The following is a 22,248-nucleotide window of genomic DNA, read 5'->3' on the forward strand; positions in this document are numbered from 1 at the left end:
TTCGCATGCAATCCCTTTAGGGCCGGCTATGATAAATAAGTCTTTATTACGCCCTGTGATAAGACCTGCTCTCATTGGAAATGTTTGGTACAGGATTGTACAAGCCCGGTTGCCACCACTCCCGGGCTTTATTTTTGTAGCGATGAAAATTTTTTGGTGAAATGTGAAGTCGAGGACGTGCAGAACATCATTATTTATTGCTGACATCAAACACGTTACTGTTAATTTTTACTCGCTCTCCTAACGACCAGCCTTTTTTTCCCAGGATACGGTCTGGCGTGCCGTCAGGCACATTGAAATAATACGCCCCTGATGGCGTACCTGAAGAGCTATTCTCTTGAAAAATATCGTCTGAGTGTAGACCCATCTCCTTGACTTCGTCTTCCGTCAGACCCAATTCATTTGCAAGTGAAGAATAATCCATTGCTTATCCCCTTAATGCTATAAAAATCAATGATTACGCACTTTTAATGCGCGACTCACGCTACTTATCCTTGAAAGGATCGTGCTTGTGATCCTGGCTATCATCACGCGTGCGAGGGATCTCGCCATGTTCATCAGGATTATCTGTAGCGGGATGATCATCCTCTTCGTACGCATTGCCGGCATTGGGCGCGGCCTCCGGAAGGCCTTTTTTGACATCGCCTTCTTTCTTTCGCTGTTCGTTTGTATTATGTGCTTTCATAATTAACTCCTTAGGAAGGAATGTTTTAGGTTAGGCTATATTTTAAAAGTTCGCTTTCATGACTTAGCGCTTTAATTATTTAATCGCATGTATCCGGACATCAATAATTTCCCGCTTGGCTTTTATCACTGTGTAAAAACACTGACAACGTTCTGACCTGCACTTGCCCGAGATTGAACCATTTATACGGCTTCGTTTATTACGGCTTCGTTTATTTTCGTTCGAACAAATAACCACCTGCTAATATTTTTTCTTCTCCTATATTTAATGGGGTCATTAAATCAGTCACTGGAGAATAGCAATGTCGAGCGAAACCGATAAGAAAAAGCTGACTCAGCGAGCCCCGACGAAAGGGCCAGAATCATCACAACCTGGATTAGGGTCGCTGGCACCCAAAGACGGTTCACACCAACCTCCCGCTGAACCAACTCCACCCGGAAAGCAGCCTACGGCACCGGGCAGCCTTAAAGCTCCTGATACACAGAGCACCAAGCTTGAGCAACTTGCTGCGCATCGTAAAAACGGCACCGAGCAGCCTCTAACGACGAATCAGGGCACGCGGATTGCGAACGATCAAAACTCATTGCGCGCGGGCACGCGTGGCCCGACTTTGCTTGAAGATTTCATCATGCGTGAAAAAATCACGCACTTTGACCATGAACGCATCCCTGAACGCATCGTTCACGCCCGAGGATCCGCTGCACACGGCTACTTCCAGCCATACCACTCGTTAAAAGCGCTGACTAAAGCGCACTTCCTTTCTGATCCGGAACGAGTCACGCCGGTGTTTGTCCGTTTTTCCACCGTCCAGGGCGGTGCCGGATCGGCTGACACCGTGCGCGATATTCGCGGGTTTGCCACTAAGTTTTATACCGATGAAGGGGTTTTTGATTTAGTGGGTAACAATACCCCGGTATTTTTCATTCAGGATGCTCATAAGTTCCCGGATTTTGTGCACGCCGTTAAGCCTGAGCCGCACAATGAAATCCCTCAGGGTCAAAGTGCACATGACACCTTCTGGGATTACGTTTCCCTGCAGCCTGAGACCTTGCATAACGTTATCTGGGCGATGTCCGACCGCGGGATTCCACGCAGTTACCGCACCATGGAAGGCTTCGGTATTCACACTTTCCGACTGATTAATGCAGAAGGCAAAGCGACCTTTGTGCGCTTCCACTGGAAGCCTGTCGCAGGTAAAGCCTCTTTGCTCTGGGATGAGTCGCAGAAACTGACCGGACGCGACCCTGATTTCCACCGACGCGATTTGTGGGAAGCCATTGAAGCCGGAGACTTCCCGGAATATGAATTAGGCCTACAACTGATCCCCGAAGAGGACGAGTTTAAGTTCGATTTCGATATCCTGGATGCCACCAAATTGATTCCGGAAGAGCTGGTGCCAGTAGAAATCGTTGGCAAGATGGTATTAAACCGCAATCCCGATAACTTCTTTGCTGAAACGGAACAGGTTGCTTTCCATCCAGGACATATTGTTCCGGGGCTGGATTTTTCAAACGATCCCCTGCTACAAGGCAGATTGTTCTCCTATACCGATACGCAGATTAGCCGCCTGGGTGGCCCTAATTTCCATGAGATCCCTATTAATCGTCCGGTTTGCCCTTACCATAATTTCCAACGGCAGGGCATGCACCGTCAGGACATTGATACTAATCCAGCGAATTATGAACCCAATTCGATTAATGATAATTGGCCACGTGAAACACCGCCGGCAGCGGAAGGTGGCGGCTTTGACAGTTATCAGGAGCGCATGGAGGGGCATAAAGTGCGCGAGCATAGCCCGTCCTTTGGCGAATATTACTCTCAGCCGAGATTATTCTGGTTAAGCCAAACGCCTGTCGAGCAACAGCACATCATCGATGCCTATTCATTTGAGTTAAGCAAAGTCGCCCGACCGTACATTCGTGAGCGAGTGGTCGATCATCTGTTGAATATTGATATTGCCTTAGCGCAAGGGGTTGCTGATAACCTCGGGATTGCCTTGACGGCTGATCAATTGAAGACGCCGCCAGCACCCGATGTTAATGGCCTGCAGAAAGACAGTAGTCTGAGTTTGTATGCTGTTCCCGACGGTGATATCAAAGGCCGCCAGGTTGCCCTGCTGTTGAACGATGGCGTGAAATCAGCAGATGTACTGGCTGTATTACAGTCACTTAAAGCGGCTGGCGTACATACAAAATTATTGGCGGCTCACATGGGACAGGTTCGTGCCGACGATGGTTCAGTCTTACCCATTGATGCGACCTTTGCTGGGCTCCCTTCACTGACCTTTGACGCGGTGTTTGTACCCGATGGCAACATTGATGCGCTGTTGCTGAGTGGTGACAGTCGTTATTTCTTGCTGGAGGCTTATAAACATCTGAAGGTGATCGGCCTGAGCGGTGAAGCACGCCGCTTTAAAGCCCAGTTTGCGCTGCAGGAGAGCGAAAAAGAAGAGGGAATTATTGAAGGTGACAGTTCAGATGATGCTTTGCTGAGTGCTTTTATAGATGCAATGAAAGCACACCGTGTCTGGTCACGTAGCCAGAAAGCCCTTTCCGTTCCTGCCTGATGTTACGCATCGTCCAGAGGAATATTCCTCTGGACGACTTGGCTGTTATTTCACATTACTTCAAACGGAACGCCACTACGCTGTCACCCGCCTGGGTGCCCAGCGAACCGTGACCGCCTGCCGCAATCACCACGTACTGCTTACCGTCTTTACCCATAAAGGTCGACGGCGTGGCCTGCGCACCCGCGCTCAGCTCGGTCTGCCACAGCAGTTCACCGGTGATGCTGTCGTAAGCGCGGAAGAAGTTATCCGCGGTTGCGCCATGGAACACCAGGTCACCCGCTGTCAGCAATGGACCACCGTGTGCCACCATGCCCATCGGGAAGCCGATTGGGAAGCGGCCCGGCAGGAAGCTGGTTTTCAGGTTTTTGGTCACACCCACACGGCGCAACCACTCGGTTTTCCCGGTTTTCAGGTCTACGCCCACCATACGACCCCACGGCGGTGCGATACACGGAATGCCGAGGCCAGAGGCCAGCTGCTGAATGTGAATCGCGTAGTCACCCTGGAAGTTTTCATTCCAGTATGGCTGACCATCTTTGGTGAACAGACGCTGCGTTTCGGTCTGCGGCGTACGCTTGATCAGGTTGTATTTGTAAGCCAGGCGCACAGGCGCGGCAATCAGCATCTGACGCTGCGGATCAACCGCCACAGAACCCCAGTTGAACACGCCAATGTTACCCGGGAAGATCAGCGAACCGGCTTCAGTAGCTGGCGTCCATGGGTTGCCATCATAACGCAGCGAACGGAAGTCCATGCGGCATGACATCTGGTCAAACGGCGTGATGCCCCACATTGATTTCTCAGTCAGCGGGTCTGGAATAAAGTTCAGGCTTGATACCGGCTGTGTCGCGGCAAACTTCTCACCCGGCACACCACCTTCAGTGGAAACCTTCACCTGATTAACCGGATACACGGGCTGACCGGTCAGGCGATTCAAGACAAACAGGTTGCCGGTTTTAGTTGGCAGGATCACCACGGGCTGTTTCTGGCCCTGATAATCGATATCCAGCAATGACGGCTGAGACGGGTTATCGCGATCCCACAGATCGTGGTTAGAACTTTGATAACGCCATTTAAATGCGCCGGTCTGCAGATCCAGCGCCACTAACGCATCGCGGAACTTCTCGGTGTTGCTGTTGGCATCACGTTCGATACCCACTTCATCCGGTGACGCGTTACCAAACGGCACATACACCAGACCATTTTTCAGGTCAGCGCTCAGCGTACCCCAGGCGACTGGCGTATCCTGCGGATAGTTTTGTCCCGCAGCAATTGGCGCCGTATTTTCTGGGTTCGATGGATCAAAGTTCCACACCAGACGACCGGTTACGGCGTCATAAGCACGAATCACACCCGACGGGTTACCGCTGTTAAAGCCGTTGTCCATCACGGAACCACCGACAATCACCAGCTTGCCGGCCACCAGCGGCGCGGCAGTTTGCATCAACGCATGTGGACGCACTTCGCCCATGTTGGCATGCAGATCCACCACACCATTGGTGCCGAAATCAGCACAAGGTTTGCCGGTATCGGCATCCAGTGCAATCAGCTGTGCATCGGTGGTGGCGTTGAAGATACGCTTACGGCAGATGGCCGGCGCTGCAGCAGAATCCTGCGCAGCGACCGGGCTTTGCTCGTAATAGCTCACGCCACGGCAGGTCTGGTGCTGCTGCAGGTAAGAACGATCTTTATTCGGCGTGTACTTCCACTTCACTGCACCGGTTTCGGGATCAAGTGCGTGCACTTCGTTATGCGGCGTACAGAAATACAGCATGCCGTTGGCTTTCACCGGCGTCGCTTCGAAGGTGTATTCGCTTGCATCCGCATCCTGACGCAGGTCACCAGTGTGGTAAGTCCAGGCCACTTCGAGGTTTTGCACGTTTTCTTTGGTGATTTGATTCAGTGAAGAGAAACGCTGGCCATCAGTGGTGCCGCCGTACGCTGTCCAGTCGTTAGCGGCGCCCTGCTCGCTAGCTTGTTCACGCGCATTGCTAATCGTGCCCGCCTGCGGTAACGGATCGTAGAAGCACAGACCGATCACCACCACAATCATCACGATCACCGTGCCACCCAGGAAGGTGTGGAAGCGGCGTTCGCCTTGATACAGCGGTTTCACCACCCACGGCACCGCCAGCCACAGGCCAATCACGCCAAACAGGTCGCCGCGTGGGATCCACTGCCATTTATCAAAGCCCACTTCCCAGATAATCCAGGCCAGGGTAATCCACATCAGAACCGCATACAGCGCCAGCGCACTACGTTGGTTTCTGAACAGTAAAATGGCGGTGATCAGTAAGCCCACCGCCATCAATGCATAGAACGCGCTGCCGCCCAGCATCAGCAACTTTCCACCCATATAGAGCAGCGCTAATGCCAGAATCGCCAGCACGATACTGGTTAATTTGTTAACCATGCCAATCCCTCAACGTTTTTCATCAAATACCACCCAAAATAAACCCACATAAACTCAACAGAATTTTAACTTACGTTATCGAACAGTAAAAACCCGTTGCTGAGTGTGTCGTTAGCTCCGCTTATGAATGTAGCCGGGCTAATGACTGATGAATCCCGCCGAGCTCAATGTGTGACTGAAATCACGTTTCACTTATCTTCGTGAGAATTAATCATTAGTGAGGATAAATCGCATTTTTTGATAACAGGAACGGGGGGTTTTTTATCTTGACAGATGTATGGGGTCATCGCGCAACTTTACCGTAGTGGATGTGTTGGGTACGTCAGGCGCAATTATCGCTCACGAAGGGTTTGAATCGGATCGCAAGCAATCGCAAAAAACGTCACTTTTGCGATTGCTTGCGATTACTCAGCGTTTTTTAAGCCACTCTTTCAGTTTCCACAAGGAGACCGGCGCCTGATACACCGTGCCCTTTCCCTCCTTTATCGGTCTTAACAATCCAAGATCGGCCAGATTTTTCAGCCGACTGCGTGCGGTATTATCGGCGACACCCAGTCTTAATTTCACCCCTGCTGCGCTCAATAGCGAACCCGGCGCATGTAGCGCAATCGCCATGATGTCCAGCTCACCTTTCGCCAACGACATATTTTCGTCTACCCAATGCACCAGACGCGCCCGTTCCTGACGCAGCGTAGTGATTTGCTCTGTGAAGGCATTCACCGCACGCATCACTATTTCACACTGGAATTGGACAAAATAGGTCAGGTCGAGCTCATCCGTTTCGCTGTAAAGGTATGACATACCGTATTTAATGGAGGCCGCCTTGAGGAGTTTGCTGATCGAAATGTAACGGAAGGCGTGATAACCACGACGAATCAAATGATGATAGAACAAGCCTCGTGCGGTGCGGCCATTGCCATCATTGAAGGGATGAATATAACCAATGGCAAAGTGCAGAACACAGGCCACCAGCAATGGGTGTGTTCCCTGCTGTTCCAGGAATTCGACTTCAGCGCACAACGCATCCAGCATGCCATTCAATGCGGTGTAATCGGGCGGCTGATGGATGATTTCGCCATCGCGACCTGCCACAAAAACATCATTGTTGCCGCGCACCTCACCGGGCCGATATTTTTCGTCATTGATGCCAGCACAAGCGATGTGATGCATGTGCAGGATATCGGCACGCGTTAGCGGTCCATCGCCCATGGCGGCAATATGCTGCATCAGCCGCCAATTGCCCATGATCATGCTCTCATCTTCGTTGCGGGGTTCCCGGCCTACCGCCAGCAGTTCCATCGCCACACGCGAGGTCGTTGCTGCGCCTTCGAGCTGACTGGAGGAGATTGCTTCTTCCATGATCAATTGTGACATCAGATAGGAGGCCGCGTCCTCATCAGTGGGCTCACCATTGCGCGCAAAGGTCATGCGATCCACCAGGGAAATAGCCGCGTTGATTTTGGCGGTAAAGTTGCAACTGACTTCTTGTGACGCAATGACAAAATGTTGAGCCGTACTGCGCCGTTTAAATTTTAACGCGCTCCACACCGCCAACCGTTCATCAGCATCCCGGATTCGACGACTAAGTTCGTCAAAATGCAGATAGCGCAAATCCCACTCAGCATATCGGCTCAGCATCTCAGCACTTTCAGCGCTCGTCTGGGTATCAAGCAGTTGCTTGGGCGGGCGGCGTAATCTCATCGCAAGAAATCTCAAAAATGACGTATTTTGAGTTTACTTGAGATATAAGCATGAGGCAAACGTAAACAATAAATGGTTAATTGATTGATTTTATTAATCAACTAACATCAAACCAAAATAAAACACAAGGCAGATAGCCATGCATTAAAGACGTTTAATTCGTAATTTTTCATGTCTGAACAGCTTATTCCAGCGGCGATCACAGAATCAGGATAAGTGTGAGACAGATAAAAGTGCTTTGTCTTTTTTGCCAGAAAATCGTTTGGCTTTAATGAAAATTCCATGCAAATGACCGAGGCGCAACGCCACTTTTGTCGTCAGACTTGAATGTCAGGAAAAGTAAATAACCCCCGATAAGAGGTTGCCCTGCGATGTCTGAAAGTCACATCTTAATCAAAAATGCTGAAGTTATTGATCCCGCCAGGAATATCCAGGAGCGCCAGGATATTCATATCCTCGATGATTTGATTGCCTCTCCCGATACCCCCGTTAGCGCCCGTACCGAGATCGTTGATGCTAAGGATTGCTACCTGTTTCCAGGACTGATTGATTATCATGCGCATGTCTTTTATGGCGGAACGCACAGTAGCGTCCCGCCCGATCTCGCCTCATTACCTTTCGGCGTGACCACCATTGTTGATGCCGGCTCCGCAGGCTCTGCGAATGTTGAAAGTTTTTTACGTGACCAGATTCCCCGCAGCCTGGTGCGTATCAAAGCGTTTGTGACGGCTTATCCCGGCGGACAACTTTGGCAAGAGGAAAACCATAACCCGGACTATTTTGATTTCCCCAGTCTGCAGCAACTGTTCCGCCGTTATCCCGAAACGCTGCTGGGGCTGAAGCTGAAACAGGAGCGTGCAGTCGTGGGCGAGCTGGGTTCCCAGCCTTTTCTTCGCGCGGTAGAGATGGCCACGCAGCTCGACTGCCGTGTGGCTGTTCACATGACCGATCCGGTGCATACCACCGAACAACTGCTGGAAATATTCCGCAGCGGAGACGTCTTCGCGCATTGCTTCCACGGCAAGGGTGACACCCTGCTCGACGACAATGGCCGGGTCAAAGCTGCGGCTCGACAAGCTCGCGCAAGAGGCGTGATCTTTGATTGCGCACACGGACGCAATAATTTCTCTCAACGCGTCGCACAGCTGGCCGTCGCCGATGACTTCTTACCCGACATCATTAGCAGCGACCTCTCCGCTCTGACGCTCAATCGCCCGCCGGTGTTTGGCCTCCCCTGGGTGATGTCTAAATTTCTAGCTATGGGCATGTCACTGTTTGATGTGGTCGAACGCTGTACTGCGCGCCCGGCCGCGTTGCTGGGCATGTCTCAACAAATAGGCACTCTGCAGCCTGGCAGTTGTGCCGATGTGGCACTGTTCCGACTCGAAAAACGCGATGTCACCTTCACCGATGTCCATCAGCATACCCTGACGGGTAGCCAGTTGCTGGTGCCTCAACTCACTCTGAAATCCGGCATGCCACTGTGGCGCGCCAATTTTGGCCTTCACTGAGGTATTCCTTATGCGATCTCCCTGGCTTCGTATCGGCGGTACGCTGATGTTAGGTATGTTTATCTCCTACATCGACCGCACTAACCTTTCCGTCACATTAAAAGAGGTGGCGAATGATCTTGGCTTCAGTGGCGCAGATTTTGCCACCACCTCAAGCCTGGTATTAACCGCCTTCCTGATTGGCTATATTGTGGCCAACATTTCGGGTGGCATTTTCACCACCCGCTACGATCCAAAAACCATCGCTATCGGCATGATGGCGCTGTGGTCTGTCGCGACACTGGCTACCGGCTTTGCCAGTACCGTCATGCTGTTAGTTGCCTGCCGATTTGTTCTGGGTGTGGCGGAAGGCATCTATTGGCCGCAACAATCCCGTTTTGTACGCTTATGGTTTACTCCTTCGGAACTGACGCGCGCTAACAGCCTGATTCACTATTACGGGCAGTTTCTGGCGCTGGGCCTTGGCTTTATCATTTTAACGCCACTGCATGACCTGATGGGTTGGCGCAATCTGTTCTTCCTGTGTGGGGGGATTGGTTTACTGATCATGGTGCCATTGTATGCACGCGTATTATTAAACACGCGCGATGCACCGGTTCAACAGGAAAAGGTCGCCCCACGTCAGGCGCGCCTCACACGTGCAGATTTCGGCGGACTGTCATTTGTATTGCTGATCGTGACCTATCTCACACAGGGCATGTTGTTCTGGGGGATTACGTTATGGATTCCAATGGCGGTGAGTTCTCTGGGCTTCAGTGGCTGGAGTGCAGCCATCGCGAGTTCGCTGCCTTATCTTCTCGCCGTGGTGCTGGCCATACCGATGTCCTGGCTCAGCGATAAAACCGGCAAACGTATTCTTATCGCTTCGCTTGGGTTGCTGATCCCCGGCGCCATGTTACTGGTGCTGCCACTGGTACAGAGCGGCGTGATAAAAATGACGCTGATAACGCTCGCTATGGGTTATTACGCCAGCAGTTTCACACCAAACATCTGGTCGATTATCCAGTCCAGCGTGCGTCCTCACGCGGTAGGCGCGGCAGCCGGGATCGTTAATGGCCTGGGTGCGGGAGGTGGTGGCACATTGGCGGGCTTTATGGTTGCGATTTTGTATGCCCGAACCGGAAGCTATACCTCAGGATTCGCCCTGCTCGGTGCACTGGTGATTGTTGGCGGCCTTTCATTGTTGGCATTTGGCTGGTGGCGTAATCGCCACCCGATGGCTCAGGTACAATCCGCCGCACTATAAAAGAACGCTTATGTGATCATGCTGGTGCAGACAGACATACAATGGGCGTCCTGATGGTCGCCCTTGCTACAGAAAGGCCTTACCTTGTATATCCGCGCTAATTGTTAGCAGCCTTACCATTCTGGCATCAGCTTTGCTTAATGAATCCTGTGTTCTATTTCAGGAGTCGCGCTATGCAAGCATCCTCTACTCGCTACACTATTTTTTCACTGCTGTTTCTCATCGCGCTGATCAACTACGTCGACCGTGGCGCGCTCTCGTTTGCTGCTAACGCTATCTCTCAGGAATTTCACTTCACCAAAGTTCAACTGGGTGCGGTATTGGGCTATTTCGGTTTTGGCTACCTGTTCGGCTCACTGTGTGGCGGATTTCTCGCTGATAGATTGGGCACCAAAAAAGTGTGGTTGATGGCGGGGATTCTTTGGTCCTTGCTGGAAATTGCCACCGCATGGGCCGGTGAAGTCGGCATGGCGCTGTTCGGCGGTTCGGCCATTATGGGGTTTGCAGCACTGCGCATCCTGTTTGGCTTCTCCGAAGGCCCGGCCTATGCGCTGATGAACAAAACCATCGCCCACTGGGCCCCGGATAATGAACGCGGTTTTGCGCTGAGCATCGGTTTGCTCAGCACTCAGGTAGGCTCACTGCTGACCGCACCCATTGCCGTGGGTTTGCTGCTGTTAACCAACGACTGGCGCATGATGTTTATCCTGCTCGGCGCTTTCTCGCTGCTGGCGATGTTGCTGTTTGCACGCAACTTTACCGACACACCGCTGCTGCATCCCCGCGCCAATACGGCCGAACGTCAGCTGATCATCAATGGACAAAAGCCTGAAAGCCAACATGAGGGTGCACTGCCGTGGTGGCGTTTCTTTACCAGTCGCACGCTGGTGTGCAACGCACTTGGCTATTTCAGTTTTCTCTATATCACCTTTACGCTGGTCACCTGGCTGCCTAAATATCTGCAAGATAACTTCCACTACGATCTACATTCGTTATGGTACGTGGCGATGATTCCGTGGAGCGGTGCCTGTTTCACTGTGTTGCTTGGCGGGCGTATAGCCGATCGTTTGCTGGCACGCTTTAACAACCTTCGCCTGGCAAGGAACGTCTTCGCAGCCGTCACGCTGTGCGCGACCGCCTGCTGTTTCATGGCGATTCCGTGGGTCAGTTCAGCGGCAGGGATCATCGCTCTGATGACGCTAGGTAACGCGCTCAATGCGCTGGTGAATAACGTGTATTGGTCGGTGGTGATTGATGTGACGCCAAAAGCTTCGGTAGGTGCTTACAGTGGCATGACGCTGGCGATAGCCAACCTTGCCTCCATCATCTCCCCGATGCTGTGCGGCTGGCTGGCGGAATATTACGGTTATAACGCCATGTTCACCGTTACCGCCTGCATTGCGTTTGGCAGCATGCTGGCGATGACGCTATTACAACCCGAGAAACGCCTGCAGGCTGATGCACCCAAAGTGGCAGCACAGCAGGCGATGTAATTTTACACCGCGTGCCGCTGGCAGAACGCAGCAATGTCTGGCGATTGGAAATCCGCCAGATGCGTCATCAGCTTCTCCAGCGGCCAGTTCCACCACGCAATCGCCTGCAACTGCGCCGCGATTTCTGGTGTGAAGCGGCCACGAATGGGTTTCGCAGGGACGCCGCCCACAATGGCGTAAGGGGCCACATCTTTGGTCACAACCGCGCCAGCCGCCAATACCGCGCCGTCACCAACGGTCACGCCCGGCAGCACAATGACGCCATGACCAATCCACACATCATTACCGATGATCACGCGGTCCTCGCGGCGATCGGCAAAGAAGCCTGCGTCACGCTGCGCCTGCGGATCATAATATTCCGGGCAGTAGGTAAAACGATGTTGGGAAGCACGATCCATCGGATGATTTGGCGCACCAATACGCACCTGATTGGCAATCGCGGTAAAGCGACCAATCTGCGCATCAGCGACACAACAGTGCTCGCCGAGGTAAGAAAAATCGCCCAACTCGCTATATTCAAGATAACTTTCGGCGAGGATCTCACATTGCTGACCAATGTGGGTTTCGCGCATACGCACGCTAGGATCGATGACGGTGTGTTGCAGTTTAGCCGGTTGGACAGCGGCGAGGGCCATAGCAAGCTCCAATGTGGTCAGAGGTCTGGATAACGGGTTGTAATAGTTCAAGCGCGAAGCACAACACTAAAGCGGCAAGATGACAGAAATGCTATCGTAGCGGCTTCGTTTGAGGCCATTTAAGGAAAGGGAATGAGAACACCGTGGTCACTGTTAGCTCTATTGTGGTCTTCTGGCCAGGCGTCAGCGGCACTGCCCGCTGATATCAAAGCAGGTGATATCGTGCAGGTGCAGTTATCACAATTGCATCCCACGCAAGCCGCAATTGGTTATCGTCAGTTAGATTACAAACTGCACCGTTACCAGGCCGATCCCAAAAAGCTGTTCGATGATTTTTGCGAAAGCATGGGACAGAAAGGCGTAGACAAGTTCAACAGCAAATCACGCATCTCCGATCCTGACAGCTTCACCTGTAAAGCCCCGGTGGGTGCGCAGCCAGGACCGATGAAAACTGCCGTCATCGCCCCGGATAATGCGCTCTATCTCACTGATGGGCATCACACCTTCAGTAATTTCGCGGATATTGGTGGTTTGAAAACGCGCGTACAGGTGCGCATCACCAATGATTTCCGCAGTCTGAAAACGATGAATGCGTTCTGGCAGCAAATGGAAGCCGCCCATCTGGTCTGGCTGGATACGCCTAAAGGCAAAATCACCCCGCATGACCTGCCGAAAGAGTTGGGCCGTAAACACATGCAGGATGATGAATATCGTTCGCTGGTCTATTTCGTGCGCGATATCGGCTTTGAGAAAGAGGACAATCCGCCGCCGTTCCTTGAATTCTATTGGGGTAAATGGCTGGAGACTGAACTGCCGCTGAAATCATTCGATCTGCACGATCGCAAAGGCTATGGCGCAGCGGTCACCGCCATTGCTGAAAAAATCACCGACGTACCTAAAGACACGGTGATTGCCCAGAGCGATGCCGGACCGCTCACCGCTGAAAAGTTGGGGGCGATGAAAAAGGTCAACGAGAAGAAACTCGATAAGATGATTTCTGCGGATGGCAAACTTGGCTGGGCGTTTAAACAATAACGCCACTGCCTCTGACTAAACCCAGAAAATTGTGCGCCGTTGCCGCCAATGCATGCTCATGCCAGGCCACCGCTAATCCGGTGGTCGGTACCGGCGCTTTTATCTGTTTAAAAACCACGCCTGATAAGCTGAATTGGCGCATCGATTCCGGCACCAGCGATACCCCTAACCCCGCTGCCACGACCGATAATATCGAAACGATATGCGGCGCGGGTTGCCCTTCTACCGGGGTGAAGCCCTGCTGGCGGCAGGCTTGCAGCACCGATTCACGCAAGCTGGTACCGCTCTCCTTCGGTGTCAAAATAAAGTGCTCGTCGCGCAACGACGGCAACGCAATTTTACCGCGTAAGCGCGCCTGCGGATGGTTAAGTGGCAATGCAGCCACCAGCGGTTCCTGCAATAAGAGCTGAACCGTCACGTTATCCGGTATCGCGTTTTCCTGCCGTAGTAGCGCGATATCCAGTTGCTGATTGGCGAGCGCCTGAAGCAACACAATGGAGTTGGCCTCCATCACGTTCAGCATCACGTCGGGATAGGCCTGTCGGAAGGCGCGGATAAAACCAGGCACCAGCGGATTCGTCCCCACGGTGCCCGTAAACCCTAAGCGCAACGAACCTGATTCACCTTGTGCCGCGCGGCGTGCGGCATCCACCCCCCCAGAAGCGATACCCGGCAGAGGCTGAACGGATTGCAAAAATGCACGTCCGGCCTCCGTCAGTTCCACACCCTGTGCAGTGCGGTTGAACAACGCATAGCCAATCTCTGTTTCGAGATCCTTGATTTGCATGCTGAGCGGTGGCTGTCCTATGCCGAGTTTCGCCGCTGCGCGCGTAAAATTACGCTCGCTGGCAACAGCAAGGAAGTAGCGTATGTGGCGTAACTCCATCTGTTTTATAGATACCTTTATGCAGCGCTATATATTGGACAGATGATAGGCGGCGCGGTAGCGTTGTGCAATCTTCGTTACCCTGGAATCACCATGAGTCGCTCGTTAGAAAATGTCCTGCCTGTCTCATCCCCTGCAACGTCCAGCATCGCGCGTGGGAGCAGTGAGTATCGCCGCGCGGGTATTGCTTTTTTCATGCTCGGACTCGCCAGCTTTTCACTGATCTACTGTGTACAGCCACTGCTGCCTGCCTTTACCCATGCTTTTGGCATCACGCCCGCGCAAAGTTCACTGGCGCTGTCGCTCACCACCGGCTTGCTGGCGGTGTCAATTTTGCTGGCAGGGGCATTTTCTCAGGCCGTCGGACGTCGTGGATTGATGTTCACGTCGATGGCACTGGCATCGGTCTGCAATTTCATCGCCGCCGTATTACCGAATTGGCATCTGCTTCTGGTCGCCCGCGCAGTGGAAGGCGTGGTGCTGGGCGGTGTGCCCGCGGTAGCGATGGCCTGGCTGGCAGAGGAGATCGACAAAAAAGATCTCGGTAAAACCATGGGATTGTATGTCGGCGGCACGGCGTTTGGCGCGATGGTGGGCCGCGTTGGCATGGGGTTGCTGACTGAATTCACCTCATGGCGCATCGCTATGGGTGTGCTGGGCGTGCTCGGTTTGGCAGCAGCGATGGCGTTTGTGCTGCTTTTACCTGAATCGCGTCATTTCGAACGCAAACCGGGGCTTAACCTCCACTTCCACTTTAAAGCCTGGTTCAGCCACCTCGGCAACAAGGGTCTGATTCGCCTGTATGCCACCGGTTTCTTCCTCACCAGTGTATTTGTCACGCTGTTTAACTACGCCACCTTCCGCCTCTCTGACGCGCCGTTTAACTTTAGCCAGACACAGGTCAGCCTGATTTTCTGCGCCTATGCGATTGGTATTGTCTCTTCCTCACTGTCGGGCAGCCTGGCCGATCGGTTTGGTCGTAAGCCGTTGCTAATTGCCGGTTTTCTGTTGTTGCTGGCCGGTATTTTGCTGACGGTGCCGGATAACCTGTTGTGTCTTATTGGTGGCATTATCCTGATCACCAGCGGTTTCTTTGTGGCGCACGCTGCGGCGAGCGGTTCCGTCGGCCCGCTAGCCGGTAACAATCGCGGCCATGCTTCGTCGCTGTATCTGTTGTTCTATTACATGGGTTCCAGCATTACGGGCTCGTTCGGCGGCTGGTTCTGGCTGCACGGTGGCTGGAATGCGGTAGTGGGCTTAACGGTGGTGATCGCGCTGGCAGGGTTGGCGTTAAGTGGATTGTCGCGCCAGGCGTAGTGTGTCAGGCGACTTATAATCGTCGCCTGACACGTTCAACTACGGACACGGCTAAGCCAGTTCGCAGTTTTTCACATCAGCAGAAGGGGCCAGAAGGTTGTTATCAAACTCACGCAAGGGTGCTGCATCACGGATACGTATCGGCCAGTCGGGATTGGCCAGTGCACTTTTGCCCAACGCCACATAATCCGCCCCCTGCTCCAGCGCCTGAGAGGCGGCACGGCTGTCTGACAGCGAACCATTCGCCACAATAGTCAGGCTTGGTGCTGCCTCTCGCGCTATCTGTACCAGCGAAAGCGCATTGTCCGCAAAAGCGGGTTGCAGTGCGTCGTATTCGGTGAGATGAAGGTAATCAATACCTGACTCGGCCAATAAGCGAAACACCTGTTTTGCGCCCGCTTCTCCTTCCTGCCACTTATGATGGAAATCATTCACTTTGCCCTGTGAAATACGCACACCTAAAGTGACATCGTGGCCTATACGCTGGCGTACCGCGCGGATCACCGCCAGGGTCAGTGACAGGCGGGCAGCGATATCACCGCCCCAACGATCACCACGCTGATTGGTGTAATCCGTGAAGAATTGATCGAGCAGGTAGCCATTGGCACCGTGAATTTCAATGCCATCAAATCCCGCTACGCCAATGGCGCGCGCGGCGGTCTCGGCAAAACTGTCAATCGCCTGCTGAATCTGATCTTCGCTCATTTCTCCTGGCAACGCATAGTCGCCATGACCATGGTAAAAGCCCAGCTGTTCTCCACGCGGTTGCACGACGGAGGGAGCCAGGGTATCGCGTCGGTAAATATTGCCCTGGGAAATCGCGCCGGCATGCATCAGCTGCGCAATGATCTTGCCACCATACTGATGCACACCATCAGTAATGGCACGCCAGCCTGCGACCTGGCGGCTATTAACCAGCCCCGCTTGAAACGCATACGTCTGCGACCAGGCTTCGTCGATATACAGCCCTTCGGTGATGATGGTGCCAAAACCCCCCCGCGCGAAACGTTCGTAATAGTGCTTCATGCGGTCGCCCGGTACGCCATCTACCGTGGCGGAGATACGCGTCATGGGTGCCACCATGATGCGGTTTTTCAGCGCGAGTCGATTTAATGTCCCGCTCTGAAATAAGTGTTTATCGGCCATTTGCTACATCGTGTTCCCTGATTATCGTCAGAGCGCATTGTAGTGTGTCGCTTTAGCGGCAAAAATGACCGAAGATGATACGTCTGTATAACGGAAATCGTTACAATGCACTCCAAAGATATTGAGGTTTTCCTCATGGTGTCGCAAACGCGCAGCCTGACGCAGGCGGCACGGCGGCTGAATACTACGCCGATGACGGTGTCGCGTCGGCTGGCCTCGCTGGAGGACGATCTCGGCGTGCGGCTGATGCACCGCACGACTCGCGCCATCGCGCTGACTGTGGAGGGCGAAGAGTTTCTGCCCTATGCGAAATCGCTGGCGGAAACCGAACAGAGTGCACGCAATCTGTTTTCACCACACCAGCAAGGTGCGACTGGTCAGTTGCGAATTACGGCGCCTTCTGGCTTTGGTCGTCGCACCATCATTCCGCTGTTGCCAGCCTTGATGGAGGCCAACCCGGAACTGCGCATTGAATTTCAGCTGAGCGATGACGTCACCGACCTGGTAGGGTTGGGCTACGATGTCGCTATCCGCATTGCGCCGCTGCGTGACTCCCGTTTAGTGGCTCACCGTCTCGCTAACAACCCGCGTATGCTGTGTGCTTCACCCGATTATCTCCAACGCTTCGGCACGCCTCAGACATTAAACGACTTACATCATCACAACTGCCTGCGACTCTCAGGCGTGGTGCAGTGGAGCTTCCTCATTGATGGGCATATTTCGAGCTTAAGCGTGGAAGGCCGTTTCAGTGGCAGTAACGTGGAGGGGGTGCGCACTCTTTGCGTGGCGGGAAGCGGCATTGCTCAGTTATCTGAGTGGGACATTCGTGAAGAGCTCGCTTCGGGCGAGCTCATCGCCATTGAATTACAGGATGCTCAACCGCAGATGCTCGGTGTCTGGGCACTGTTCCCGACGACTCGTCAGTTGCCAGCACGGGTGACGGTATTTCTTCATGCGTTAAAACAAGCGATGGAAAAAACAGATAAGTTACCTGTCACGGCACCCCGTTTATAGGCTTAAATTGTTGACTCACTGATTCACTTCATGGAGGCCCCTTTTGAAACCTGAAATTCAAACCCTCGCATCAACGGAAATCTATCGCAACCGCTGGATGACGTTAAAGGAAGACAAAATTCAGCGTGCCGATGGCAGCGAAGGTCTCTATTCCGTGATCGAAAAGAACGATTTTGTCGTCATACTCCCGGTGGAGCAGGACAGCATCTTTGTGGTGGAACAGTATCGTTATCCGATAGGTGAGCGCACCATTGAGTTGCCGCAAGGCAGCTGGGAGCTGGACCCTGGCGCGACACCGGAAGCACTGGCGGCAGGCGAACTGCAGGAAGAGACGGGATTGATTGCCGATCGTTGGCAGTACGTGGGCTATCAAAAACTGGCGCAGGGATACTCCGCGCAGGGTTATCACATCTATCTTGCCAGCGATTTACGCTATGAAGGGCAGAATCTGGATGCCGAGGAAGTCGGACTCACTGCACGCAAAATGAAAATCAGCGAGTTTCTGCAGCTCGTGCTGGAAGGTAAAGTGACCGATGCCACTTCAGTGACCGCGTTTTTACTGGCGCGGGCCAAAGGGTTGCTTGATTAAGCCGGGTAACGCACAGGGCCACATTGATGTCAGGTCGCTGTGCGTTTGAAGAGTGCGCATTGCTGCGCACTCTTCCCTGAACAATGACGCTTAGTGACTCGCTATCTCCGCCAGCACTGCTTGCGCATCTGCCGCAGCAACCGCGACACCATCAATGTAAAGCTGGCGCGTTTCTCCGGCTGGCAAAGCAATTTGCAGCGTTTTCCATGCTGGCTGATAATCGCCTTTACGTTGGAAGCTCAGGTGGATTGCCTCGGCATCGCTGCGCATTTCCCAGCTTAACCACAGCGCATTACCCTGCTGATAACCCCAGGACTCACCGTCATCTTCAAATACCAGGCCTTTGCTCTCGCCTTTACCCTGTAATGGATAAAGTTGCAGCGTGCGACGGTCATCTGCTTGTGCATCAACATGACGCAGACGCTGGCTCAGTGGCAAGGCCGCACCGGCGCGAACCAGCATCGGCTGGGTTTCCAGCGGTGCTGGCAAGGTGATCCACTGACCGCCGCTGTACCACTGTTGCGTTGCGAAGTCATACCAGCCAGTTTGGTTATCTGGCAGCCACAAACTGCGTTCACGCTGTCCTGCTTCCACCACGCTGGCCACCAGCAAATCGCGGCCCAGCATAAACTCATCGCACTCGGCGAAGGTCTGTTTATCCTGCTCATGGTCGAGGAAGGTTGGACGCAGCATCGGCTCATCATCAGCATGCGCTTGCCACAGCAAGGTGTAGAGGTACGGCAGCAGGCGATAACGCAGTTCAATTGCAGCACGAATCGCTGGCGTGACTGTCGGATACATCCAGGGTTCATTCACTGTGTGATCGTCATTCCACGAGTGAATGGTGAACCGCGGGTGCATTACGCCGTTTTGCACCCAGCGTACAAACAGTTCTGCGTCCGGCTTATCGCCTGAGAAGCCGCCGACATCGTGCCCGACGTTATACAGCCCAGATAAGCTCATCCCGAGGCCCATGCGAATGTTGTAGCGCAGAGACGTCCAGTTAGTACGGTTATCGCCGCTCCATGTCTGCACGTAGCGTTGCATACCGGCACAGCCAGAACGCGAGATCAGGAAAGGACGCTTCTCCGGCGCGAAACGCTGCTGCGCTTCCATCGACGCACGCATCATCAACAACGGCATCACCGGGCGAATATGCTTGATGGCGATGGGCGTACCAAAGCCGTGGCAACGCGCTTCGCCGTCCCACACTTCATATTCGTTGTTGTCATTCCAGGTCGAATCGATGCCCTTCGCCAGCAGCTGTTGGGTGACGTTCTCCTGCCACCACGCCACCGCCTGAGGATGGGTGAAGTCAAGGTGTGAACCCTCGTCGTCCCAGAACACTGAACGCTCTGGCGCATCTTCTTCTGAGTCACGGATAAACAAGCCTTGCGCGGCGACCTCTTCATAGCGTGGATGATCCTGCAACAGGCAAGGTTTGATGTTGGCAGCCAGACGCAAACCGGCATCGTGGAACGCCTGGCTCATCACTTCCGGCTGTGGCACTTTGTCGTAGTTCCAGTTGAACACGTAGCGCTTGTTATTGATCGAGGTATAACCCGATGACAGCTGGAAAGAGTCGCACGGAATGTCATGCTGTTCGCACAGGCGAATGAAGTTCATCAGCTGGTTTTGTGCATCCGGTGCATCGGTGTAGTGCATGGTTGAGCCACTGTAACCGAGGCTCCATTTTGGGCCAAACAGCGTTTTACCGGTCAGACGCACAAAGGATTTAGTGACATCCAGTACTTTGCTGCCAACAAACAGGTAATAATCAATATCCCCGCTTTCCGCCTGCCAGCGGCGATAAGGCTGATGGTAGTTATCCAGTTCGTTACCGAGATCAAACCAGCTGCTGCTGAGGTTATCGTAATACAGACCGAAACTCACATCGCTGCGGCGCGTAATGGTAAAGGGTACATGTTTGTACAGCGGATCGGTTGAAGAGGCGTTGTAACCCATCGCATCAAGGTTACGCATCTCATAACGTTTGCCATTGCGTTGAAGGTCACCGGTTTTCTCGCCCAGACCGTAATAGGCATCGTCATTCATACGGCGCTGGTAGTGCGCCACACCATCACCGTGCGCATTAATCAGGTAGGCGCTGGTTGGACGGTCGCAGGTCAGCAGTTGCCAGGCGCCAGCGCTATCACGATGTTGCCACTCCAGCGCCAGTGGCTGATGGACAATCACGCGCAGCACATCGGTGGAAACCACCAGCGTATCGCCCTCTTCTTCCAGTGTGAACCCTGGCAGGGTAAAGCCCGCCAGGCTGTCACGTGGACGCCCTTCCCAAGGCACATCGCTGTCTGGCGCTATGCTCCAGGTGCGGTCCAGTGCATAGCCGCTCTGACGTTTAATCGAAACACGGAACATGCCGGATTCCAGCACGAACAGGTTCAGCTGGTACTTCCCATCGACGGTTAACGCAACATGGTGTTGATCAGAATGCGTGAGTGACCAATTCTTTAAGGTTTTCATTGTTACCTACTTTATTCAGGCGCGCTGGGCGCGACGTTCAGCAATAAATGCAATCAGGAAGACCGCGCCAATCAGGTCGAAGAAGCCCATGGCGACAAATAATGGGTTAAAGCCAATCTTGTCGGCGGTGACGCCAATCACCAGCGAGAACAGGAAACTGGAGATCCACGCGAAGGAACCGCGCATGCCGTTGACGGTGGCCATCTGACCCTTATTGAATTTCTCCACCACCAGCGCGCTGAGCATGCAGGAGATGATCTGGTGACCGAAACCGCCAATCGAGATCAGTGCAATCGCCACGTAGGGATCTTTGGTCATCGCCACCAATGCGAGGGAGAGCATCAGGAAAGCGCCGGTGACCGAACTGGCAACCACGGAGTTGACCAGTCTGAAACCAAACAGGCGGGTATAGAGGCGCGTCAGATAGCCACTGGCGACGCTGCCAAGATCCGCCGCGAGGAATGGCATCCAGGCGAACATGGCGATCTGTTTGAGATCCATGCCGAGATCTTTCGCCAGGTAGAGCGGCACCCAGAAGCTCAATACGCCCCAGGCAGGCTCGGCCATAAAGGCGGGAATGGCGATACCGTAAAAACGTTTATTCTTTGAGACACTTTTCAGGGCTTTAAAGAACGGTAATTTGACGGCAGGAGGTTCATTATCCTGACGAATAAATTCCAGTTCCGATGCAGACAGATTGGGATGAATTTCCGGATCGCGATACAGCAACCACCAGAGCACCACCCACGCCAGTGCCAGGCAACCCGTAAACAGGAAAGCGCCCTGCCAGCCGAAAGAAGCGTGCGCGAAGTAGATGATGGGCGGCGCCAGCATAGCGCCAATTGAGAAGCCCACGCCGGCCCAACCCGCTGCAACCGGACGCTCTTTTTTCGGGAACCATTCGCCTATCACTTTGGCGTTGGCTGGCGTGGCTGCGGCTTCCGCTCCGCCCATGACAAAACGCAGAATGGCAAGATGTACCCAGCTCGCCGCCCCGGCATGGAACAGACAGGCGACCGCCCAGACCGAGGCACAAATCAGGAAGCCGACTTTAAGGCCGATGACATCAATCAGCCAGCCACAAATCGGTTGGAAGAAGGTATACGCCAGCTGAAACGCACCGACGATCCATGAATATTGTTCAGTGGTGATGCCCAGGCTGGTTTTCAGCTCAGGCGCCAGAATGCCCAATGAGTTACGGGTGATGTAGTTGACGGTGACGCCCGCTAAGAACAACACCAATACCCACCAGCGCAAATTGCGGAAGGTGCGTTTGCTGCCAGCGGCAGCGATCCCTGGATTCAAACTGCGGTTCATCTGGTTCTCCATTCTTTATTAACATCATGAGCTTACAAATCCTGTGGTGAATGCGCGGGCCAGCGATAAACCGGAAATATCGCTGGCTGCCGCCCAGGAATTGCTGCTTGTTGTTGAGGAGCGACTTCAGTGAGTCATCTCTAACCATCCGCCAGGAGTGAACCACAGATGCGGAACCTGGTCGCCACTCAGATGCCGCATTTGTGA

Annotated in this window: 17 protein-coding genes; 8 read left to right on the top strand and 9 right to left on the bottom strand. The window is 53.4% G+C overall.

Annotated features, from left to right (window positions below; all coding sequences use genetic code 11):
• Nucleotides 1–190 precede the first annotated feature (190 nt).
• Together WFP70_RS03955 and WFP70_RS03960 are read right to left on the bottom strand one after the other, a co-directional pair.
• Entirely contained in the window at nucleotides 191–424 is a 234-nt protein-coding gene (locus WFP70_RS03955; protein WP_058959945.1) for a hypothetical protein, read from the bottom strand.
• A gap of 60 nt (nucleotides 425–484) precedes the next feature.
• Nucleotides 485–685, bottom strand: a complete 201-nt coding sequence (locus tag WFP70_RS03960) for a hypothetical protein (protein WP_058959946.1) — start codon at nucleotides 683–685, stop codon at nucleotides 485–487.
• 301 nt (nucleotides 686–986) lie between these two features.
• Between WFP70_RS03960 and katE the strand changes: the two genes are divergently transcribed.
• Nucleotides 987–3,251: a catalase HPII gene (katE, locus tag WFP70_RS03965; protein ID WP_337022662.1), complete on the top strand. Its 2,265-nt coding sequence runs from the start codon at nucleotides 987–989 to the stop codon at nucleotides 3,249–3,251.
• Nucleotides 3,252–3,306: 55 nt separating this feature from the next.
• On the opposite strand, the gene WFP70_RS03970 is transcribed toward katE, so the two are convergent.
• Both WFP70_RS03970 and WFP70_RS03975 read right to left on the bottom strand, forming a co-directional pair.
• Nucleotides 3,307–5,667 carry a membrane-bound PQQ-dependent dehydrogenase, glucose/quinate/shikimate family gene (locus WFP70_RS03970; RefSeq protein ID WP_337022663.1) on the bottom strand — a complete coding sequence of 787 codons (2,361 nt, stop codon included), beginning with the start codon at nucleotides 5,665–5,667 and terminating at the stop codon, nucleotides 3,307–3,309.
• Nucleotides 5,668–6,075: 408 nt separating this feature from the next.
• Nucleotides 6,076–7,305 carry a Fic family protein gene (locus tag WFP70_RS03975; protein ID WP_337022664.1) on the bottom strand — a complete coding sequence of 410 codons (1,230 nt, stop codon included), beginning with the start codon at nucleotides 7,303–7,305 and terminating at the stop codon, nucleotides 6,076–6,078.
• Between the two features lie 434 nt (nucleotides 7,306–7,739).
• Here WFP70_RS03975 and WFP70_RS03980 point away from each other — a divergent pair, with 434 nt between their 5' ends.
• The 3 genes from WFP70_RS03980 (at nucleotide 7,740) to WFP70_RS03990 (ending at nucleotide 11,618) form a co-directional block, all read left to right on the top strand.
• A complete protein-coding gene (locus WFP70_RS03980) occupies nucleotides 7,740–8,879 on the top strand; it encodes a metallo-dependent hydrolase (protein ID WP_337022665.1) in 1,140 nt (379 codons plus the stop codon).
• 10 nt (nucleotides 8,880–8,889) lie between these two features.
• Complete coding sequence (locus tag WFP70_RS03985; protein WP_337022666.1) at nucleotides 8,890–10,125, top strand: MFS transporter; 1,236 nt, start codon at nucleotides 8,890–8,892, stop codon at nucleotides 10,123–10,125.
• A 173-nt stretch (nucleotides 10,126–10,298) separates the two neighbouring features.
• Complete coding sequence (locus WFP70_RS03990; RefSeq protein ID WP_337022667.1) at nucleotides 10,299–11,618, top strand: MFS transporter; 1,320 nt, start codon at nucleotides 10,299–10,301, stop codon at nucleotides 11,616–11,618.
• Nucleotides 11,619–11,620: 2 nt separating this feature from the next.
• Here the strand turns inward: WFP70_RS03990 and WFP70_RS03995 are convergent, their stop codons facing one another.
• Nucleotides 11,621–12,253: a DapH/DapD/GlmU-related protein gene (locus WFP70_RS03995; protein ID WP_337022668.1), complete on the bottom strand. Its 633-nt coding sequence runs from the start codon at nucleotides 12,251–12,253 to the stop codon at nucleotides 11,621–11,623.
• A 132-nt stretch (nucleotides 12,254–12,385) separates the two neighbouring features.
• Between WFP70_RS03995 and WFP70_RS04000 the strand changes: the two genes are divergently transcribed.
• Complete coding sequence (locus tag WFP70_RS04000) at nucleotides 12,386–13,288, top strand: ParB/Srx family N-terminal domain-containing protein (protein ID WP_034827216.1); 903 nt, start codon at nucleotides 12,386–12,388, stop codon at nucleotides 13,286–13,288.
• Here WFP70_RS04000 and WFP70_RS04005 read toward each other — a convergent pair.
• Complete coding sequence (locus WFP70_RS04005) at nucleotides 13,278–14,174, bottom strand: LysR family transcriptional regulator (protein WP_337022669.1); 897 nt, start codon at nucleotides 14,172–14,174, stop codon at nucleotides 13,278–13,280. The genes WFP70_RS04000 and WFP70_RS04005 overlap by 11 nt on opposite strands.
• A gap of 93 nt (nucleotides 14,175–14,267) precedes the next feature.
• Between WFP70_RS04005 and WFP70_RS04010 the strand changes: the two genes are divergently transcribed.
• Nucleotides 14,268–15,491 (top strand): MFS transporter, encoded by a 1,224-nt coding sequence (locus WFP70_RS04010; protein WP_160867267.1) that lies wholly within the window; start codon nucleotides 14,268–14,270, stop codon nucleotides 15,489–15,491.
• A 51-nt stretch (nucleotides 15,492–15,542) separates the two neighbouring features.
• Here the strand turns inward: WFP70_RS04010 and WFP70_RS04015 are convergent, their stop codons facing one another.
• Nucleotides 15,543–16,637 (bottom strand): oxidoreductase, encoded by a 1,095-nt coding sequence (locus WFP70_RS04015; protein WP_182058636.1) that lies wholly within the window; start codon nucleotides 16,635–16,637, stop codon nucleotides 15,543–15,545.
• 105 nt (nucleotides 16,638–16,742) lie between these two features.
• Between WFP70_RS04015 and WFP70_RS04020 the strand changes: the two genes are divergently transcribed.
• Both WFP70_RS04020 and WFP70_RS04025 read left to right on the top strand, forming a co-directional pair.
• Nucleotides 16,743–17,651 (top strand): LysR family transcriptional regulator, encoded by a 909-nt coding sequence (locus WFP70_RS04020; protein ID WP_337022670.1) that lies wholly within the window; start codon nucleotides 16,743–16,745, stop codon nucleotides 17,649–17,651.
• Nucleotides 17,652–17,694: 43 nt separating this feature from the next.
• Nucleotides 17,695–18,240, top strand: a complete 546-nt coding sequence (locus tag WFP70_RS04025; protein ID WP_337022671.1) for an NUDIX hydrolase — start codon at nucleotides 17,695–17,697, stop codon at nucleotides 18,238–18,240.
• 90 nt (nucleotides 18,241–18,330) lie between these two features.
• Here the strand turns inward: WFP70_RS04025 and WFP70_RS04030 are convergent, their stop codons facing one another.
• Both WFP70_RS04030 and WFP70_RS04035 read right to left on the bottom strand, forming a co-directional pair.
• A complete protein-coding gene (locus WFP70_RS04030) occupies nucleotides 18,331–20,724 on the bottom strand; it encodes a glycoside hydrolase family 31 protein (protein ID WP_337022672.1) in 2,394 nt (797 codons plus the stop codon).
• 15 nt (nucleotides 20,725–20,739) lie between these two features.
• On the bottom strand, nucleotides 20,740–22,041 hold the full coding sequence (locus WFP70_RS04035) for an MFS transporter (protein WP_337022673.1): 1,302 nt from the start codon (nucleotides 22,039–22,041) through the stop codon (nucleotides 20,740–20,742).
• Nucleotides 22,042–22,248 lie beyond the last annotated feature (207 nt).

This window comes from Pantoea sp. USMM079 (genome assembly GCF_037153115.1).
Lineage (GTDB): Bacteria > Pseudomonadota > Gammaproteobacteria > Enterobacterales > Enterobacteriaceae > Pantoea > Pantoea communis.

What these genes read in the sequence shown, in the direction of transcription:
- WFP70_RS04010 (WP_160867267.1), top strand. Translation starts at nt 14,268, where the DNA reads ATGAGTCGCTCGTTAGAAAATGTCCTGCCTGTCTCATCCCCTGCAACG.
- WFP70_RS04030 (WP_337022672.1), bottom strand. Translation starts at nt 20,724, where the DNA reads ATGAAAACCTTAAAGAATTGGTCACTCACGCATTCTGATCAACACCAT.
- WFP70_RS04000 (WP_034827216.1), top strand. Translation starts at nt 12,386, where the DNA reads ATGAGAACACCGTGGTCACTGTTAGCTCTATTGTGGTCTTCTGGCCAG.
- WFP70_RS03955 (WP_058959945.1), bottom strand. Translation starts at nt 424, where the DNA reads ATGGATTATTCTTCACTTGCAAATGAATTGGGTCTGACGGAAGACGAA.
- WFP70_RS03970 (WP_337022663.1), bottom strand. Translation starts at nt 5,667, where the DNA reads ATGGTTAACAAATTAACCAGTATCGTGCTGGCGATTCTGGCATTAGCG.
- WFP70_RS03985 (WP_337022666.1), top strand. Translation starts at nt 8,890, where the DNA reads ATGCGATCTCCCTGGCTTCGTATCGGCGGTACGCTGATGTTAGGTATG.
- WFP70_RS03995 (WP_337022668.1), bottom strand. Translation starts at nt 12,253, where the DNA reads ATGGCCCTCGCCGCTGTCCAACCGGCTAAACTGCAACACACCGTCATC.
- WFP70_RS04035 (WP_337022673.1), bottom strand. Translation starts at nt 22,041, where the DNA reads ATGAACCGCAGTTTGAATCCAGGGATCGCTGCCGCTGGCAGCAAACGC.
- WFP70_RS04005 (WP_337022669.1), bottom strand. Translation starts at nt 14,174, where the DNA reads ATGGAGTTACGCCACATACGCTACTTCCTTGCTGTTGCCAGCGAGCGT.
- WFP70_RS04020 (WP_337022670.1), top strand. Translation starts at nt 16,743, where the DNA reads ATGCACTCCAAAGATATTGAGGTTTTCCTCATGGTGTCGCAAACGCGC.
- katE (WP_337022662.1), top strand. Translation starts at nt 987, where the DNA reads ATGTCGAGCGAAACCGATAAGAAAAAGCTGACTCAGCGAGCCCCGACG.
- WFP70_RS03975 (WP_337022664.1), bottom strand. Translation starts at nt 7,305, where the DNA reads ATGCTGAGCCGATATGCTGAGTGGGATTTGCGCTATCTGCATTTTGAC.
- WFP70_RS03980 (WP_337022665.1), top strand. Translation starts at nt 7,740, where the DNA reads ATGTCTGAAAGTCACATCTTAATCAAAAATGCTGAAGTTATTGATCCC.
- WFP70_RS03960 (WP_058959946.1), bottom strand. Translation starts at nt 685, where the DNA reads ATGAAAGCACATAATACAAACGAACAGCGAAAGAAAGAAGGCGATGTC.
- WFP70_RS03990 (WP_337022667.1), top strand. Translation starts at nt 10,299, where the DNA reads ATGCAAGCATCCTCTACTCGCTACACTATTTTTTCACTGCTGTTTCTC.
- WFP70_RS04015 (WP_182058636.1), bottom strand. Translation starts at nt 16,637, where the DNA reads ATGGCCGATAAACACTTATTTCAGAGCGGGACATTAAATCGACTCGCG.